The following is a 17,306-nucleotide window of genomic DNA, read 5'->3' on the forward strand; positions in this document are numbered from 1 at the left end:
TTTTTATTACGACTATATTTTTTGTGAATATCAAAAACACACTCAACATGACTTTTTTACGTTATTGTTGCTCAAACGCACAAATACTATGGCGACCGTTTAAGGAAGGCAATTATGACCCACACTCTCACACATTCAGGACTCAGCGTAGATTTAGAGCTTGCTGACTTTGTTAAAACTAAACTATTACCTGGTACACACTTATCAGAACAACAATTTTGGCAAAGCTTTGCAAAGATTGTTCAAACGCTCACGCCAATAAATAAAGCGCTGTTGGCTAAACGCGAACAACTGCAACAACAAATTGATCAGTACCACATTGCAAATAAAACGTGGGATAGCAAGCAATACCAACGTTTTTTAAGTGACATTGGCTACCTAGTGCCAGAGCCTGCAAATTTTAAAATTGAAACACAACAGGTTGAACCCGAAATAGCGGTTACAGCAGGCCCACAGTTAGTTGTTCCAGTAAGTAACGCACGCTTTGCACTTAATGCAGCTAACGCACGTTGGGGCTCGTTATACGACGCCTTATATGGCACAGATGTGTTAAGTGAAGATGACGGGGCAGAAAAAGGCACTACCTATAATCCGGTTCGTGGCTTTAAAGTAATGGCATACGCACGCCAGTTTTTAGACAAAGCACTGCCACTTGAAAACGGCTCACATATTGAAAGCACCAATTATTCTGTTGTAAACGGCGCATTAGTTATTACGCTGCGTGACAGCTCTCAAACCACTTTAGCTGACCCCTCTCAGTTAATTGGCTACCAAGGCGAAGCCCAAAACCCAAGCGTTGTATTGCTTAAAAACAATGGCTTACATATAGAATTACAGATAGATCACCACCATATTATTGGCCAAGCTGATAAAGCGGGTTTAAAAGATGTGGTACTTGAAGCAGCCCTAACTACTATTATGGATTGTGAAGATTCTGTAGCCGCCGTAGATGCACAAGATAAAGTGCAAGTTTACAAAAACTGGCTTGGTTTAATGCAAGGTAACTTAGTCGAATCGTTTAAAAAAGGCGACAAAGTTGTAGAACGTACGTTGCAAAGCGACAAAACGTATACTTCTATTGATGGCGGTACCATAACGCTTAAAGGCCGAAGCATGATGTTTGTAAGAAACGTGGGCCACTTAATGACAAATCCAGCCATTACAGACGTTTACGGCGAGCCTGTTTTTGAAGGTATAATGGATGCAATGTTTACTGCCACAGCCGCCCTGCACGACTTAAATAAAAATTCTGGCGTAAAAAACAGCAGCGCGCAGAGCATTAATATTGTAAAACCTAAAATGCATGGCCCAGAAGAAGTTGCTTTTACAAGCACACTATTTACCCATGTAGAAGAAGCCTTAAACTTACCTAAAAACACCTTAAAAATGGGTATTATGGATGAAGAACGCCGTACATCTGTAAACTTAAAAGCATGTATAAATGAAGCAAAACAACGTGTTGTATTTATTAACACCGGCTTTTTGGACCGTACAGGCGATGAAATTCACACCTCAATGCAAGCAGGTGTTGCGCTCCCTAAAGCTGAAATAAAACAACAGCCTTGGATAAGTGCTTACGAAGATCGCAACGTAGATATTGGCCTTGCCTGTGGATTAAGCCAAAAAGCTCAAATAGGCAAAGGCATGTGGCCTATGCCTGACAAAATGGCGCTGATGATGGAGCAAAAGTTAGCACACCCTAAATCGGGTGCTAATACAGCTTGGGTGCCCTCTCCTACTGCCGCAACGCTGCATGCTATGCACTACCATGATGTTAATGTTTTTACTGAGCAACACGCAATCGCTGAGCGAGCAATAGCAAGCCTTGACGACTTACTTACTCCGCCACTCATGCAAGACCCATCAACACTCTCTAAAGAAGACATACAAAGCGAACTTGAAAACAATGCACAGGGTATTTTGGGTTACGTAGTACGCTGGATAGACCAAGGTGTAGGCTGCTCTAAAGTACCCGATATTAACCATGTAGGGCTAATGGAAGACAGAGCAACACTTAGAATATCTAGTCAACATATGGCTAACTGGTTATTACATGGCATATGTACACAAGAGCAAATTACTTCCACTATGGCAAAAATGGCCAAGGTAGTAGACGGCCAAAACGAACACGATAAAGCCTATACCCCAATGGCAAGCAGCCCTGAAACACTAAAAAATAGTATTGCGTTTCAAGCAGCCCTCGCCTTAGTACTTGAAGGAACAACACAACCTAGTGGCTATACTGAACCGTTATTACATAGCTACCGTATACAGTATAAGTTACAGCAAAGTTAATACACTCCAAATGTTTAACGCTGTATCTTAATTGTTTATTTCGTGTCAAAACCAGCCTTAGGGCTGGTTTTTTATTCTCTAAAACAACAAATAAGCACACCAATATTTTTTAAAAATGTGTTTAAACACAATTAAAACAACTAACTTTAAAATAGAAACACATAAAACAATAACCTCTATGAATACCTAACATTTCTGTAAATACAAAAAAGCGTGTTTTGTATACACAAAACACGCTTTTTAATTTGTATTTGATATAAAAAATGACGTTAAGGTTATTTTTTTATTATTGCATTGTGATACACATTTTGTACGTCATCACAGTCTTCAAGCATATTTATAAATTTATCGAAGTTAGCAATAACCTCTTCATCATCAATTTCAATATTAACTTGAGGGATAAAAGTAATTTCGTCTACCTCAAAGTTAATACCTTCAAATGCGTCTTCAAGAGCTGTTTTAGCCTTAAAGTATTCTGTAGGCGGTGCAAAAACAGAAATTTTTCCATCTTCAGCTTCTACGTCAGCAACGTCAACGTCGGCCATCATTAGCGCTTCTAAAACAACTTCATCGTCATCGCCTGCAAAGCCTAATACTGCATAATGATCAAACATATGGGCTACACAACCAGGCGTCCCTATTTTTGAATCAGTTTTAGTAAACGGTAAGCGCACATCTTTAATGGTTCTGTTGGGGTTATCAGTTAAGCAGTCAACAATCACCATACAATTACCCGGCCCATAGCCTTCGTAGCGAGCAACAGAGTAATCCTCCCCTGCTCCACCGGCGGCTTTCTCTATTGCTTTTTCGATAACGTGCGCAGGAACTTGGTCTTTTTTAGCTTTTTCGATTAGACGACGCAAAGTTTGATTTACTTCAGGATCGGGTTCACCATTTTTAGCAGCAACGTAAATCTCTTTACCGTACTTTGAGTTTACTTTTGTTTTTGCATTAGCTGTTTTGATCATAGAACTTTGACGAACTACAAATGCTCTACCCATTTTGTGCCTCTAATAAATACATTACATTTTTTATTATTTTACCAATTCAAAACGTATTGGGCTAGTAAACCTTAGTGAATGAGCGCCCATATTGTGAGAGGTAAATTTACTAAAGCTAACAAAGCATCAATTTAACATAACTCGACTTTTTTGGAGTAGCTTTCAACTAAAGCAACCAAATCGTAAAAATCATGCAACACATAATCAGCTTGATCAGCATAAGGAGGCGTTTCATTGGGAGCATATAAGCAGGCACGCATATTAGCATTGTGTGCAGCTTGAATATCGTATAAGTAATCGCCTACGTACAATAGGTTATCTGCGCTAATATTCCAAAGCGTAGCAATAGCATTTAATGCACTTGGATCGGGTTTTGCCGGTGCGTCACTTCGTGTTAGTACTGTACTGATAGGAAGCGGGTTATTTTTTAATTTAAGTGCAGCGGCTTTGTCAAAATTACGCGTCACTATTGCCATAGGAATATTTCGTTCATTTAATAGTGCAATGGCTTCACTTACACCTGGCAACAACGTGGCATGTTGTGCATCTAATAATTCGTGCTGGTGAACAATGTTCATTGCCTCTTCGCGCATATAAGGAGAAGGAAGTTGCGCAATAAAGTCGAGTAAATCTTCGTTATCGGGACAGCCAATTTGGGCTTTAATAAGTGAGAAGTCGAGTTCTGACGATACCAAAGTACCATCTAAATCAAAAATAACACCATGGATAGCCTCTACCTGAGTCGTCATACCAATCCTTGTTTGTGAAAATAATTAGTTGAGCTTTTTTCAAACATAAAAATACTCTGAGCTTACACCCTTAAATGGGAACAATTAATACTAATTATATTTAAATTAATAGTGCGAGGTGGTCAGTAACTTCACTGCAACTACCAATGAACAAAAGCTTAGCAGCTAGTTGTATGTTGCGCAAAACAAGGTAAATATAAACAACCCAATTTTTTACGTAACTTGGTATTTTACCGATCAATTATGAACGCACGTTAAATAGTGTAATAAAATACGCACTTAAATAAGCGCGTATTTTATATTAACAATGAGTTAGTTAGCCTCAAAGCGAGCTTCAAGCCAGGTATCATCCTGAGCAAAGTTTAGGGTTTTAACTTTACCTTTGCCTTCAACGTTCACCATATTTACTTGTGATGGCCATAAATCACGCAGCGCACCATTACTCATTTTTATCCCTTGAATTCCCTCTGGGATAGGCGCTTCTTGATAAACCCAAAAAAACTTACCATCAACCTGAGCGCCAACAAAGTTAAGCGGCACAACGTCACCATTTAATGTTTGCAAAGCCACATGTGACTCAACATATTTGGCAAAGCGTTGTTGATCGGTTTTATTGCTAATTATATCAATTTTACCTTTAAATAAGCTGCTAACAGCATGCTCAGTATCGTGTAAGTAAAACCGATGCATAAGCTCAACATTATGCGTTCTTTTGTTAAAAAGCACAGTCGTTACTGATGATTTTAATTGATGCGCCATACTTGGCGCAGCAATTAAAAAGCAAACAACAATAAGCAAAAAACGCATTATTGCTGTTCCTCTACTTCATCCTTTGCGTCTTTTTTCTCATCGCTTTTAAGCTCTGTTTTAATATCTTGCATGATATCGCGACTCACTTTAGCTTTACTCTTACTCTTTTTAAATACTTCAATACGTGAAGGAATAATGCGACGTGGGTAGTTATTGTTTTCTACATCAACGTCTGCAGTTTCCCAGCGTGGATCAACACTTACTGATACAAGCGGCTTATTTTTATCAGTAACTATAAGCTTTTGTACATTTTTATGATTACGACGCCAAATTTCAGCAGGAATGTAACGCTCTTCTTTAGTGCCATCTTCATACGTGAGCTCAAGTAAAATTGGCATCACCAAACCGCCTAAGTTTGAAAATTCCATCACGTAATAGTTTTGATCGTCACTTAAAGCACGGTCTAGCGTTTTACGCTCCCACGGCTCAAGCCCTTTTAAAAACTTGTTGTACGCGTTGCGCTCTTTATTCGTTACCGTGAAACGATCATTTTCGTCATAAAAATCAGTAATATCAGGGTTTTTCTCAACCCATGTTTTTTTACCTTCTGCACGGTTACGCTCAACAAATAACGATGTTGGTTTGTCAGCTTCAATATCACGTAGGCGGCTATAATCTATATCTGGATTTTTAGTATCTAAACGCAGTTGATACACTTTATCCAACGAGATATCTACATGGTCGGTAGTGTAAAACCAGCCGCGCCAAAACCAATCTAAATCAACACCTGACGCCTCTTCCATAGTACGGAAAAAATCAGCAGGGGTAGGGCGCTTGTATTTCCAGCGCTGTGCGTACTCTTTAAATGCAAAGTCGAATAAATCGCGGCCTAAAATCACCTCACGTAAAATATTAAGCGCGGCAGCAGGTTTAGTGTAAGCATTAGGGCCTAAGCGAAGTACGCTATCTGATTGCGTCATAATAGGCACCTGAACTTCAGATTTCATATACGATACAATATCACGAGGCTCAACACCCCAAGGAATAGTAGGATCCCATTCACGTCCGGCAACACCATCTAAAAAGCTATTTAAGCCTTCATCCATCCACGTCCACTGACGTTCATCAGAGTTAACGATCATTGGGAAGTAAATATGGCCAACTTCATGAATCACTACGCCAATCAAAAAGCGTTTTTCAGACTGAGAATAGGTGCGTGTACCGTCATCTTGTAACTTAGTACGCGGACCATTAAAGGTAATCATTGGGTATTCCATACCACCTACCGGACCATTTACCGATTGTGCAGTTGGGTAAGGGTAATCAAACGAATACTTTGAATACACCTCCATTGTGTGCACAACAGATTCAGTAGAATACTTTTTCCATAAGTCGCCACCCTCTTTAGGGAAGAAAGACATAGCCATAACCAGTGGTTGAACATCACCGCCTTGCTGATAGCCTTTTGCATCCCACATAAATTTACGTGAAGAAGCCCATGCAAAATCACGAACATTATCGGCTTTAAATCGCCATGTTTTCGTTTTGTCTGTGCCTTCTTTTTCGTTTTCGAGTGCTTCTTCTTCGGTCACAATAAACACAGGTCGCTTAGCAGTTTCAGATTGCTTTAAACGTTTACGCTGCGTGCTTGTAAGTACCTTGCTTGGATTATCTAACTTACCCGTCGCCGATACAATGTGATCAGCGGGTACTGTAATTTCTACGTCGTAATCGCCAAATTCAAGCGTAAATTCACCTGAGCCTAAAAAGGCTTTATTCGTCCATGCTTCGTAATCTGTGTACGCTGCTAAACGCGGAAACCACTGGGCAAGTAAAAATATATCGTTGCCATCTTTTTCAAAATGCTCATAACCTGAGCGTGCGCCAACAGCATCTTCTTCAACAATATTGAACGCAAAGTCCATGCTGAACTCAACTTCTTTACCTGGCTTTAACGGCTCATTCAAGTCAATACGCATTAATGTATCTACAATTGTTACACGTAGTGCTTTACCGTCTTCGTCTTTAACATTGCTTATTGCAAAGCCAAGCTCGTTGTCACTCATAAATTGCTGGCGACGTAACTGCCCTAAGCTCAGTTTTGCAGGCTTTTGCGCAGGCAGGCTTTGTAACGTGCTTTTAAAGGTTTTAGTGGTTTCAGCAATTGAATCACTTTTAAAAATATTTTGGTCTAACTGTAACCATAAATATTTTAATGTATGAGGTGAGTTATTCTTATACTCAATACTCTGGCTTGCACTAAGGCGACGTTTTTTTTCATCTAACTTCACGTCAATATCGTAGTTAACTTTTTGCTGCCAGTAATTTTCACCTGGTTCACCCGCAGCACTGCGGTACACGTTTGGTGTCGGCAATGCTTCATCCAACTGACGAAACTTATCAACAAACGAGCCTTTTGTTTGTTCAACTGAAGACGCAATAGCACTACCCGACATTACCATTGGCAATAAAAGAGCACTAAGCGTAAGACTTATTTTTTTCATTGTTAGTCCTAAAATAATTTTGTGATCATACTGTGTCAAATGTAGCCGTTTTCTTCAATTAAATAGCGACCAAACACCCTATTTTTAGGGTGGTATTCACTAAAGTTTTGTACGCACAAATAACAATAATTTGTTAGCTATTTTAATTCATTTAAAAATGTAAAGGGGGTTTACAAATTTTAAACCGATTAGAGCATTAAAACACACTCGTATTAGCCAACTTCAGGTCAAGTTCATCAAATGAGATTACAGTAAAGTTAAGTGAGATTTTGAAGGTCCACGCTATGAAATTCTATATTGTAAAAAAAGCACACAAACTAGACGCTATTCCTGCTGAAAAAGAACTACTTGAGCGCTATAAAGCTGACCATTATTCTTATGTAGATATTGTGTCGGCCTGCAACAAAGAAGATGCCCTAAAACGGCTAACCACTGAACAAAAACACAGTAAAAAACAGCTCATAATTGGCGTAAATATTGCGGTGTTTTCACTAATTTTAATTATTTGTACGATAAATTGAAATTACCGTAGTTTTTGGTTGATCTTTGTAGTCATTTGTATTTAAAATCGCCCACCTTTTTATTTGAGGCAAATAAATAACGACTATTTATCCTCAAATATTATCGATTACAAGTAAGAAATGCGGTGGGCTCATGGATTTTTATATCCTAAAAAAACAACAAGAACTAATTGCAATCCCAGCCAACGAAAATAGCTGTAAGCAGTACCTAGATTCAGGTTATTTTTACATTGATAAAGTAGCTGCTTGTAACGAAACTAACGCACTTAAAAGACTACAATCCAAACAAACTAAAACGTTAAAAAAACCTCTGCTCATCGCATTGATTGCTTTGCCAGTAATTTTTGGCATTTGGTACAACTTAAGCTAACTGTTTAGTTATACTGAGGCTTGCATCTTTAGCAGCCTTGGGTATATTGGCGCTCTTACTGGTTTTTAAGAGCGCGACATGAAAGTCCTTCACACCTCTGATTGGCACCTTGGCCAACAATTTTACGAACACGACCGCCGTGTTGAGCATCAAGCATTTTTTACCTGGTTACTTGCCACACTTGTTGAGCAGCAAATAGATTTGTTATTAGTTGCAGGTGACATTTATCATACGGCAACACCCAGTGCCAGCGCCGAAAACCAACTTTATCAGTTTATAAAAGACGCCAAAAAGCTTTGCCCACAGCTGCATGTAGTTATTATTGCTGGCAATCATGACTCTGCAAATCGTATTTTAGCGGCTCAGCCTTTACTTGCTCAATTTGATACCCACGTAGTAGGGCGTTTTGATGTATCAGCGCCTGGCGATATTATTATAGAAATAAATACTAATAATAAACGCGCTGTAATTGCTGCTATGCCTTTTTTGCGCTCAAGCGATGTCAACTCAATAAGCCAAACAAAAAACGGCCCTAGCTATGCACAGGGCGTTGCAAATGCCTATGAGCTTGCTTTAGAGCATGCCTATAAAATTAATGAGCAAAATTCACCGTTTATAGTAATGGGGCACTTACACGCTAAAGGCGGCGACATATCAAGCGATTCAGAGCGCAACTTAGTGATAGGTGGTGAAGAGTCTATTTCAGCCAATGTGTTTGGCAATAAAGCCAACTATGTAGCTCTAGGCCATTTACACAAAGCGCAACAAGTTGCTAAAAACGAGGCTATTCGCTACAGCGGCACGCCTATTCCCATGTCGTTTTCAGAGCGTAACTATACGCACCAAGTTAATGTTATCGAATTTAAAAGCTATAAAAAACAGAGCGTTAGCACAACTGTAAACCCCCTTTACATCCCGCGCTCAGCCGACGTTATTATTTTACCAAAAGGGGAGTGTGTGCCACTGAATGACTTATGTGAACAAATTAAAGCACTCGATACATCACAACATACTATTGCCCCTTATTTACGCGTAAAACTTAAATCAAGTGATACCGACACCACCTTCAGAGAACAAATAGAACAAGCACTAGAAGGTAAGCACGTAAAATTTTGCGGTATCGAACGCGTTCGTGAACAAACAACCCAAACCGACAACGACACAGTATTTGAAGATTTGAGTGAAGTTGAAATGCTCAATCCGCTCAATTTATTAGAACAAGCCTTTGCAAATGATAAAGACATGGCAGGCCAGAGCGTACCCGATGAACTGAAAACACTGTTAAACGATGTAATAAGTGAACTGACGGAGCAAGAGCAACTATGAAAATAACCGCAGTACGCATTCATAACTTAGCATCAATAGTAGACGCCGAAATCGACTTTACTCAAGCCCCACTGAAAGATGCGGGCTTATTTGCCATAACCGGCGACACCGGCGCGGGTAAAAGTACCTTTTTAGATGCTATTTGTTTAGCACTTTATACAAAAACGGCTCGCCTAAAAGGCGATAAAGGTAACCTAATTGATTTTAATGGCGACAGCATAAAATTAAACGATGCGCGTAACTTACTACGCAGAGGAAAGTGGGAAGGCTTTGCTGAGGTTGACTTTGTAGGGCAAGACAAACACCTTTACCGCGCCCGTTATTCTATACAGCGCACCCATAAAAAAGTAACCGGTAAATTAAAAGTCGCCGAGCACACGTTAGTTACCCTACCAGATGAAACATTAATAGCCGACAAAAGCCAAACCTTAAAACAAATAGAAAGTAAAATAGGTTTAAGCTTTGAGCAATTCTCGCGTGCGGTATTATTAGCGCAGCACGAATTTGCTGCATTTTTAAAAGCCACTGGCGATGAACGCGCGCAATTATTGGAGTGCCTAACAGGCACCGACAAATTTAGCCTAATTGGTAAGCGTATTTTTGAACGTAACAAAGAGTTAAAAGATAAGTTTGATTTACTACAAGCAAGCCTTTCAAGTTATACCTTATTGAGTGAAGACGAATTAGCAATAAAACGCACCACGCTTAATGAGCTAAAAAAGCAAATAGAACACACTAAAAAAACAATAATAAGCACAGAGCAAAATCTAAACTGGTATAAGCAAGCCACTACACTTGAGCAAGCTCTTGAAGAAGCCACTAAAAATCAGCAGCATGCTACCAACGAGCTTGCAAAAATTGCTCAACAGAGTGAACAAGCAAAACAAGCACAAAGCGCACTTGAGATAAAAGATAACCGAAAACGACATGAGTATTTAACGGCGCAAAATAACACACTAAATAAACAAATAAGTGACTTAAAAAATATTGACCATACAACGCTTATTGATGAGCAAGCAAAGGCACTTAAAACCAAACAAAGCGAATTAAAAACAGCGCAAGAGCAAAAGCAATCTGCAGAGCCAATTATTGCAAAAGCCCGCGAGCTCGACAACCAGCTTGCTATTCACACACAAAGCATTACTAGCCTTACTCAGCAAAGTGATAAAGAGCAGCAACAACTTAGCGAATTACAAATTCAGTTTAAACACAGCCAAACCGTGCTTGATGAAACAACTAAGCTAAATACGCAGCACCAGCAATGGCTTACTGAACATACGCAGCTTAAACCGCTCGCGAATGATTGGAATTTTTACCAACACAGCTTTAATACGTATTTAAGTGCCAATGAGCAACTTAATGCAACAGCAACCCAAAATAAGCAACTGCTAACAGAGCAAACCAAACAGGCTGAGCTTTTAACAGCGCAAAATAAAAAGGTAGAGCAGCAAGAGCAGCAACTAAGTCATGATCAAAAAAACCTAAACGAGCTGAACGAGCACCAACGCCAATTCAATATTGAGCAATGCGACAGCGTACTTAAAAATATTGATTACTTAAAAGAGCAGCGAATACGCTACGCTCAATTTACCCAAGAGCTTAAGCAAAGCACACAAGCGCAAAATAATATTGCAGCTAAACTTAGCCAAAGTGAGCAACAGCAGCAGTCGCTTTTACAAAGCCTAGCAACGTGCGCGCAAGCACTTAAACATAACGAATATGCGCTAAACCAAGCTCGCCTGCGTGCTAGCGAAAACGTAGAGCATTTACGCACTCAGCTTATTCCCAACGAGCCATGTGTAGTGTGCGGGGCAAAAGAGCACCCGTATGCAAGCAACCAAAGCCCGCAATTAATTAACCTAATAGCCGATTTTGAAGCAAGTTATAATCAGGCTAAACAGCTACACGATAGCGCTCAAACTAAGCTGCATCAGCATCAAACACAACATGCTGTACTTGTCACTGAGCACGCCCAGCACAGTCAAGCCATACAAAGCGCACAGGCAAAACAGCTAGAAATTAAAACAACAATGCAAGGAACGCGTACAGAGCTTAACGATTTAACAGCGCAGCAGCTTGATGAAACCCACGCCCAGCTCAGCAACCAAAAGTCTCACTATTTTGAGTCGCAAAAACAGCAAACAGCCTTGCAAGAAAAAGTAAACCAGCAAACAAACATCTTGAAAGCAGAGCAACAAACACAACAGCAATTGCATAATTTAAACAGTGAACTAACCAATAAACTAAGCCAAGTAAATACAAAGCACGCTGAGCTAACGTCGCAAATTAATGAGCTCACTACAACGCTTAATGCACAATTTGAACACAGCAACTTTTGGCAACAGCTTCAATCAGGCGCACTGAACCTAAATGATTTAAGCCAACAGGTTGAGCAGTATCAGCATACATATGCGCAACTTGAGCAAAGTCAAAAACAAATAGACACAGCCAATCAGCAATTACAGCAGCTTACGCCACAAATAACTAAAAGCGAAAGTGCACTTAAAACGCTAAAAGGTGATTTAGACAATGCTCAAAAGCTACAAAATACAACACAAAGTGAGCGCCTTGCGTTGTTTAATAACGAGCAAATAAGCGTAAACGACTACCAAACAAAAATTAATGCCCAGCTTGAGCAATGCCAAGCTCAGTTAACTAACAGCCAGCAAACATACGATAACGCTGTAAAAAAACGAGACGAGCATGCAATTGAGCTTAAAAACGCAGAGCTGCGTTTAGCCGAGCAAAGCACGGAGCTTAAAACACTTGAAGAGCGCTACAATGAATGGTTTAGCGACTTTAAAGCCCAGTACAGTGAAGCAACGCACGAGCAGATCACAATTTTACTAACGTTAAGCAGTGAGCAAATTAAAGCCCATTTAACCCAGTTTGAGCAGCTTTCAGCTGCACTTACTGATGCAAATGCAGCGCTTAAACAGCAACAAAGTGCACATACAGATCACCAAAATACTAACAAGCCATCACAAAACCATACTGAACTCACCGAGCAATTAGCGGCATTAAATGCAAAGCAAACTGAGCAGCAAAACAACTTACTTATCACTAATACTGCCATAGAACAGCACAACCAAAATGCCAAAGCACTTGAGGGTAAGCAAACTGAGCTAGCCACCCTTAAAAAGCGAGTTGAACAATGGCACTTACTTAATAAAGTACTAGGCGATGCAACCGGTAAAACCATGCGTAACTTAGCGCAAACACAAACGCTAAAAATTTTACTGCATTACGCTAATAGCCACTTAAAAACCCTTAATAAACGCTACGAGCTTACAGCCATTGCGCAATCGCTCGATATTGCCATTATTGACCGCGACATGGCCGACGAACAACGTTCGGTTAATACGCTCTCTGGCGGTGAATCGTTTTTAGTATCACTAGCACTTGCATTAGGCCTTGCATCGCTTTCGTCAAACAAAGTGCAAATCAACTCTTTGTTTATTGACGAAGGGTTTGGTACGTTAGATAGCGAAACACTCAGCGTTGCTATGGACGCGCTCGATTCGTTGCAAGCACAGGGCCGCAAAGTAGGGGTTATATCGCATGTGAGCGAAATGAGCGAACGTGTAGCCACGCAAGTTCATGTAAATAAGCAAAGTGGTGGATACTCCACTATTGAAGTTTTATAAGCTGATTAAAGGAGTTAAAAATGCCGACATTTACAGGCGAGCAAGCAACACATTACGATAGTCGCATTACCCGCTTAGTACCTGGTTATGAGCTATTACACCAACTTACCAATGCACAACTACTCGCTACGTTAGCAGACAACGCGCATATTTTAGTAGTAGGAGCCGGTACAGGTAAAGAAATACTCGCCCTTGCCGCGCTTAACCCTACTTGGCAATTTACCGCGCAAGATACCTCAAGTGATATGCTCGCAATTGCTAAACAAGCGTTTGAAGAGCACGGCATAGCAAAGCGCGTTAACGTTATTGAAGGCGAGCTTGATAAGCTATCTACTAAGGCCGATTCGGCACTATGTCTACTCGTAATGCACTTTTTAAAAGACGACGGCAGCAAAAAGCAGCTACTCAAAAACATTAAAGCTAATTTAAATAAAGGCGCAAACTTATTTATTAGCGATTTAATGAAACCCGAAACCGACTTTGAGCGCGAAGCACAAATTACTGTGTGTGCCGATTTAGGCTTAAGTGACGCAGGGCAAGCCTACACAGCTCAAAATTTAGAAAGTGAGTTTTACCCACTTGATAGAATGCGCTTAAGTGAATTACTTAACGAGTGCAAATACGGCATCCCTAAGCTTTATTTTAAAGCGCTGGGATTTAGCGGATACGTTGTTAAATAGTCTTAACCTTAGCACCGACCTGGCTTCAGTCGGTGTTTTCCTTTGAACACATTCTTACATCTTCTAACAGGTACAAACAAAGCTCTCACAGTTTTATTACTAATTAGTGAATATGATTATACTCATAACCAACACAGAGAATAATCATGAAGAAAAGTTTAATTGCCCTTTTATTACTGTCTGGCTGTGCCTCTCAGGGCGTTGATCGCGATGACCAAGGTCATATCATTAAGCATTACTATGCTACGGTCGAATCAATTGAAAAGGTAAAGCTGTCATCAGAAATCGGAACCGGAATCATGGTTGGTGCAGGCATTGGTTTAGCCGAGGATTTAGATGGTAACACCGAAGACATGATCAGCGGTGCAATTGCCGGAGCATTGATTGGCGGGCTTTTTACGGCATTATTTGAAGGCGGTAACACAGCATATCAATACACACTTAACGATGTAGATAACGGCGAGTTTAATGTAATTCAAAAGAAAAAACTGCCGAAAAGTACTCGCTGTGTAAGAGTAAAAACAGGAAATAAAGTAAAGCTAGAAGCGGCTAATGACAGCTTTTGCCTAAATATAAATAACACCAAAAGCTAACCTAGCTTCAAGGCTCGTATTATTAATTACTTACAAAATGTTGCAATTAAACAAACCCATTAAAATTACTTTTTGGTGTGCTTTGGTATAAGCTCTTTAGCAGTATTTTTATCCATCAAGGAAGCACTATGAAGTTTGAACAGTTATTAAATAATTTTGATATGGGCGTGTGTGTTGAGCAACTTCAAAAAGAGTCGTTATTAGACCTGGCTTTACTTTTTGTCACTGTTGATGGTTCTATTGCTGACGAAGAGTTAAATGTAGTGAGTGCTTGGGCACAAAAAATTGAATGGAACTCAGCAATAGAAATAGACAATTACATAATAGAAATGACTAAAAAATGTGTTTCAGCGGTGCAAACAAACGAAATAGAGTCATTTATTCAACACCGTATGTCGCACATTATTGACCAACCAATGAGAGTGTTTGTTTTAGAGCTTCTTAAGCAAGTAATTGAAGCTGATGGCATAACCCACGAAAACGAACTTAAAGCATTGAAAATTGTTGAATCTATAGTGTAATTAAAATATTAAAAGCTCGGTTACTGAACGTTAAACAACCCAGAACCGGGGACTTTTAATCAAATTAAGTTTAACCAATCTCTTTAAGCGCAGATAGCGCCGCCTGCGCTTTATCGGTTTGTACAAAAATATGGTCGTGATAAAACGCAGCCACTACATTGGCGCTAATATTATGCTCGGTTAATTTGGCCGATACCGCAGCGGTTAAACCAACAGCCTCCAGACTTGAATGCACATTAAGGGTGATTAAATTATATTTACCTTCGTAAGTAATACCGGCTTTATCGGCGGTATCTGCATTTAAAATAAGGGTTAGGCCTTCTTCTTCAACGTAACTAGCAAGCGGGTTTAAATGAACGTAGTCAGCAAGGTCGCCTGCTAAACAGCAAAATATATATTCACCCTGTTTAAGCTCGGGGTTCATTGATTTTAATAACGTATTTAGCTCTAAAATTCCCACCATGCTGACTCCTTATATTTTTAATTAGCTGTTTTAAGCTTAGCTACAAGCTCGCTTAAACGGGCTATTTTAATATTACTTAACTGCCTGTAATCAAAGTACGGGCACACAATAATGTTATTCGTTGTATCAATTGCAAACTCATCATCTAGCCAATTAAATTGCGCATTAAGCTTACCTTGCTCTAATAAGTTTTTAGCATGGGTTCGCCCAGCAATAATATGCAGCTGGTTTTTATTAGTGCCGTTAATAATGGGGACACTAAATAGCAGCGCTGTTTTACTGTTTTTTTGCAGTAAAAATGTATCGCGATACGCTTGCCAGCTATCGGCTTGTTTAGCAAAGCTGTAATGCTCGCTGGGTAGCGCAAACAATACTTTAGCGTATACGTTAAACACTTTACGCCAGCCATTACCACAGTGCTGGTTTATGGTATTTATTTGCTCGTTTATTACAGGCTCAACACTTTGCAGGGTTTCAAAGTAGGGCATAGGCGGTGCTTTTGCCACATAAACGGCTACGCTAAAGGCTTGCTCACCTAGACCAATAGCTTGCTCACTCACACTAGCTCGCCTTTTTTTGCGCTAAAATACGGTCGAGGTTATTGGCAAAGTTTTGGCGGTCGGTTTGGCTAAGCGGTGGTGGCCCGCCACTCATTTCTACGCCGCTTGAGCGCATGGTATCCATAAAATCGCGCACGTTTAATAGCGAGCGAATATTCTCTGGCGTGTAAAGCTCACCACGCGGGTTAAGTGCTTGACCACCGTTATCTATAACTTCACTGGCTAGGGGTATGTCGCCAGTAATAACTAAATCGCCTTTTTCTACACGCTTTACTATTTCGTCATCGGCCACATCAAACCCGCTCGAAACCTGTACGCGGCTTATAAATTTTGAAGGCGGAATGCGCATTGCATGGTTAGCCACTAAAATGGTTGGTGTTTGCGTGCGCTCAGCGGCTCTAAAAAGTATTTCTTTTATTACCACAGGGCATGCGTCGGCATCTACCCATATTTTCATGCTTAAATCTTTTAATTGCTCTAGTATTTAGCTGATCCTATAGCAATTTATTTTAATCGGCTAGCAAACTTTATTTGGTTAAAGCCGTACAAACTGCATCACATTTAAAAAGGAGCTTTCATGAAGGCCATTACGACTATTTTACTTATTACAGGGTTATTTTTACTCACTGCCTGCACAAGTGCACCTGAGGGCATTACTCCGGTTAAAAACTTTGACCTTGAGCAATACAAAGGTAAGTGGTACGAAATCGCCCGCCTAGATCACTCATTTGAAGAGGGCATGGAGCAAGTAACCGCAACTTACACAGTAAACGACGACGGCACAGTAAAAGTGCTCAACAAAGGTTTCATAACTAAAGAGCAAAAGTGGGATGAAGCAGAAGGCTTAGCAAAATTTGTAGAAGGGACTGACACAGGCCATTTTAAAGTCTCGTTTTTTGGCCCATTTTATGGTGCTTACGTAATTTTTGAATTAGACCAAGACCACTACCAATATGCATTTATTACAAGTTATAACCGTGATTATTTATGGTTTTTATCACGTACACCTACCGTTAGTGACAAGCTTAAACAGCATTTTATAGCTAAAGCAAACAAACTAGGCTTTGCCACAGAACAAATTATTTGGGTTAAACAGTAGGCTATTTAGCTATGTAAAGGGGCTTTACAATTGTTGTGCTAATGATTGTTACAGCTGTAATAAAACGATCATCTTACTGTAAGGTAAGTTAAATATGTTCGGGCTATATTAGCTGCACTTGCAACGAGACATGCAAGTGTTGGACATACTGAATATCCCCCCTATTGTTGGCAAGCTTTATAGCTTGCCATTTTTTTTGCCTAAAATTAATGGCTTTCTTTGGATCA

At 39.9% G+C, this 17,306-nt stretch carries 16 protein-coding genes; 9 read left to right on the top strand and 7 right to left on the bottom strand.

Annotation, left to right across the window (positions count from 1 at the left end):
- Window positions 1-114: 114 nt before the first annotated feature.
- A complete protein-coding gene (locus CWB65_RS12315) occupies window positions 115-2,295 on the top strand; it encodes a malate synthase G (protein WP_138740687.1) in 2,181 nt (726 codons plus the stop codon).
- A gap of 275 nt (window positions 2,296-2,570) precedes the next feature.
- Here CWB65_RS12315 and CWB65_RS12320 read toward each other — a convergent pair whose 3' ends face one another.
- The 4 genes from CWB65_RS12320 to CWB65_RS12335 all read right to left on the bottom strand — a co-directional run bounded on the left by CWB65_RS12320 (window position 2,571) and on the right by CWB65_RS12335 (window position 7,299).
- Window positions 2,571-3,296, bottom strand: coding sequence for a YebC/PmpR family DNA-binding transcriptional regulator (locus CWB65_RS12320; protein ID WP_008132889.1), 726 nt, complete (start codon window positions 3,294-3,296; stop codon window positions 2,571-2,573).
- A gap of 131 nt (window positions 3,297-3,427) precedes the next feature.
- Window positions 3,428-4,045 carry an HAD family hydrolase gene (locus tag CWB65_RS12325; protein ID WP_006793307.1) on the bottom strand — a complete coding sequence of 206 codons (618 nt, stop codon included), beginning with the start codon at window positions 4,043-4,045 and terminating at the stop codon, window positions 3,428-3,430.
- A 312-nt stretch (window positions 4,046-4,357) separates the two neighbouring features.
- Window positions 4,358-4,852 carry a DUF6702 family protein gene (locus CWB65_RS12330; RefSeq protein ID WP_006793306.1) on the bottom strand — a complete coding sequence of 165 codons (495 nt, stop codon included), beginning with the start codon at window positions 4,850-4,852 and terminating at the stop codon, window positions 4,358-4,360.
- Complete coding sequence (locus CWB65_RS12335) at window positions 4,852-7,299, bottom strand: M1 family metallopeptidase (protein ID WP_039037298.1); 2,448 nt, start codon at window positions 7,297-7,299, stop codon at window positions 4,852-4,854. The genes CWB65_RS12330 and CWB65_RS12335 overlap by 1 nt, the downstream gene beginning before the upstream one ends.
- A gap of 284 nt (window positions 7,300-7,583) precedes the next feature.
- On the opposite strand from CWB65_RS12335, the gene CWB65_RS12340 reads away from it, so the two are divergent.
- The 7 genes from CWB65_RS12340 (at window position 7,584) to CWB65_RS12370 (ending at window position 14,957) form a co-directional block, all read left to right on the top strand.
- Complete coding sequence (locus CWB65_RS12340; RefSeq protein ID WP_010556105.1) at window positions 7,584-7,820, top strand: hypothetical protein; 237 nt, start codon at window positions 7,584-7,586, stop codon at window positions 7,818-7,820.
- A 133-nt stretch (window positions 7,821-7,953) separates the two neighbouring features.
- Window positions 7,954-8,190, top strand: coding sequence for a hypothetical protein (locus CWB65_RS12345; RefSeq protein WP_138740688.1), 237 nt, complete (start codon window positions 7,954-7,956; stop codon window positions 8,188-8,190).
- Window positions 8,191-8,268: 78 nt separating this feature from the next.
- On the top strand, window positions 8,269-9,516 hold the full coding sequence (locus CWB65_RS12350) for an exonuclease SbcCD subunit D C-terminal domain-containing protein (RefSeq protein WP_138740689.1): 1,248 nt from the start codon (window positions 8,269-8,271) through the stop codon (window positions 9,514-9,516).
- On the top strand, window positions 9,513-13,163 hold the full coding sequence (locus tag CWB65_RS12355; RefSeq protein WP_138740690.1) for an AAA family ATPase: 3,651 nt from the start codon (window positions 9,513-9,515) through the stop codon (window positions 13,161-13,163). Before CWB65_RS12350 ends, CWB65_RS12355 begins: the two co-directional genes overlap by 4 nt.
- 20 nt (window positions 13,164-13,183) lie before the next feature.
- On the top strand, window positions 13,184-13,843 hold the full coding sequence (locus CWB65_RS12360) for a class I SAM-dependent methyltransferase (RefSeq protein ID WP_138740691.1): 660 nt from the start codon (window positions 13,184-13,186) through the stop codon (window positions 13,841-13,843).
- Window positions 13,844-13,989: 146 nt separating this feature from the next.
- The gene (locus CWB65_RS12365; protein WP_138740692.1) at window positions 13,990-14,436 is read left to right on the top strand and encodes a hypothetical protein; all 447 of its coding nucleotides are present in this window, start codon (window positions 13,990-13,992) and stop codon (window positions 14,434-14,436) included.
- Window positions 14,437-14,564: 128 nt separating this feature from the next.
- Entirely contained in the window at window positions 14,565-14,957 is a 393-nt protein-coding gene (locus CWB65_RS12370; protein ID WP_006793298.1) for a tellurite resistance TerB family protein, read from the top strand.
- Between the two features lie 70 nt (window positions 14,958-15,027).
- On the opposite strand, the gene CWB65_RS12375 is transcribed toward CWB65_RS12370, so the two are convergent.
- Genes CWB65_RS12375 through CWB65_RS12385 form a run of 3 tightly spaced genes read right to left on the bottom strand, consistent with a single transcriptional unit; the run spans window position 15,028 to window position 16,437 of the window.
- Window positions 15,028-15,420, bottom strand: coding sequence for an ACT domain-containing protein (locus CWB65_RS12375; protein WP_138740693.1), 393 nt, complete (start codon window positions 15,418-15,420; stop codon window positions 15,028-15,030).
- 17 nt (window positions 15,421-15,437) lie between these two features.
- A complete protein-coding gene (locus CWB65_RS12380) occupies window positions 15,438-15,980 on the bottom strand; it encodes a DUF6942 family protein (RefSeq protein ID WP_138740694.1) in 543 nt (180 codons plus the stop codon).
- 1 nt (window position 15,981) lies between these two features.
- The gene (locus tag CWB65_RS12385) at window positions 15,982-16,437 is read right to left on the bottom strand and encodes a YaiI/YqxD family protein (RefSeq protein WP_004588273.1); all 456 of its coding nucleotides are present in this window, start codon (window positions 16,435-16,437) and stop codon (window positions 15,982-15,984) included.
- 120 nt (window positions 16,438-16,557) lie between these two features.
- On the opposite strand from CWB65_RS12385, the gene CWB65_RS12390 reads away from it, so the two are divergent.
- Entirely contained in the window at window positions 16,558-17,079 is a 522-nt protein-coding gene (locus CWB65_RS12390; protein ID WP_138740695.1) for a lipocalin family protein, read from the top strand.
- Window positions 17,080-17,306: the final 227 nt, after the last annotated feature.

The organism is Pseudoalteromonas sp. S554 (assembly GCF_005930865.1).
Classification (GTDB): Bacteria; Pseudomonadota; Gammaproteobacteria; order Enterobacterales; family Alteromonadaceae; genus Pseudoalteromonas; species Pseudoalteromonas marina.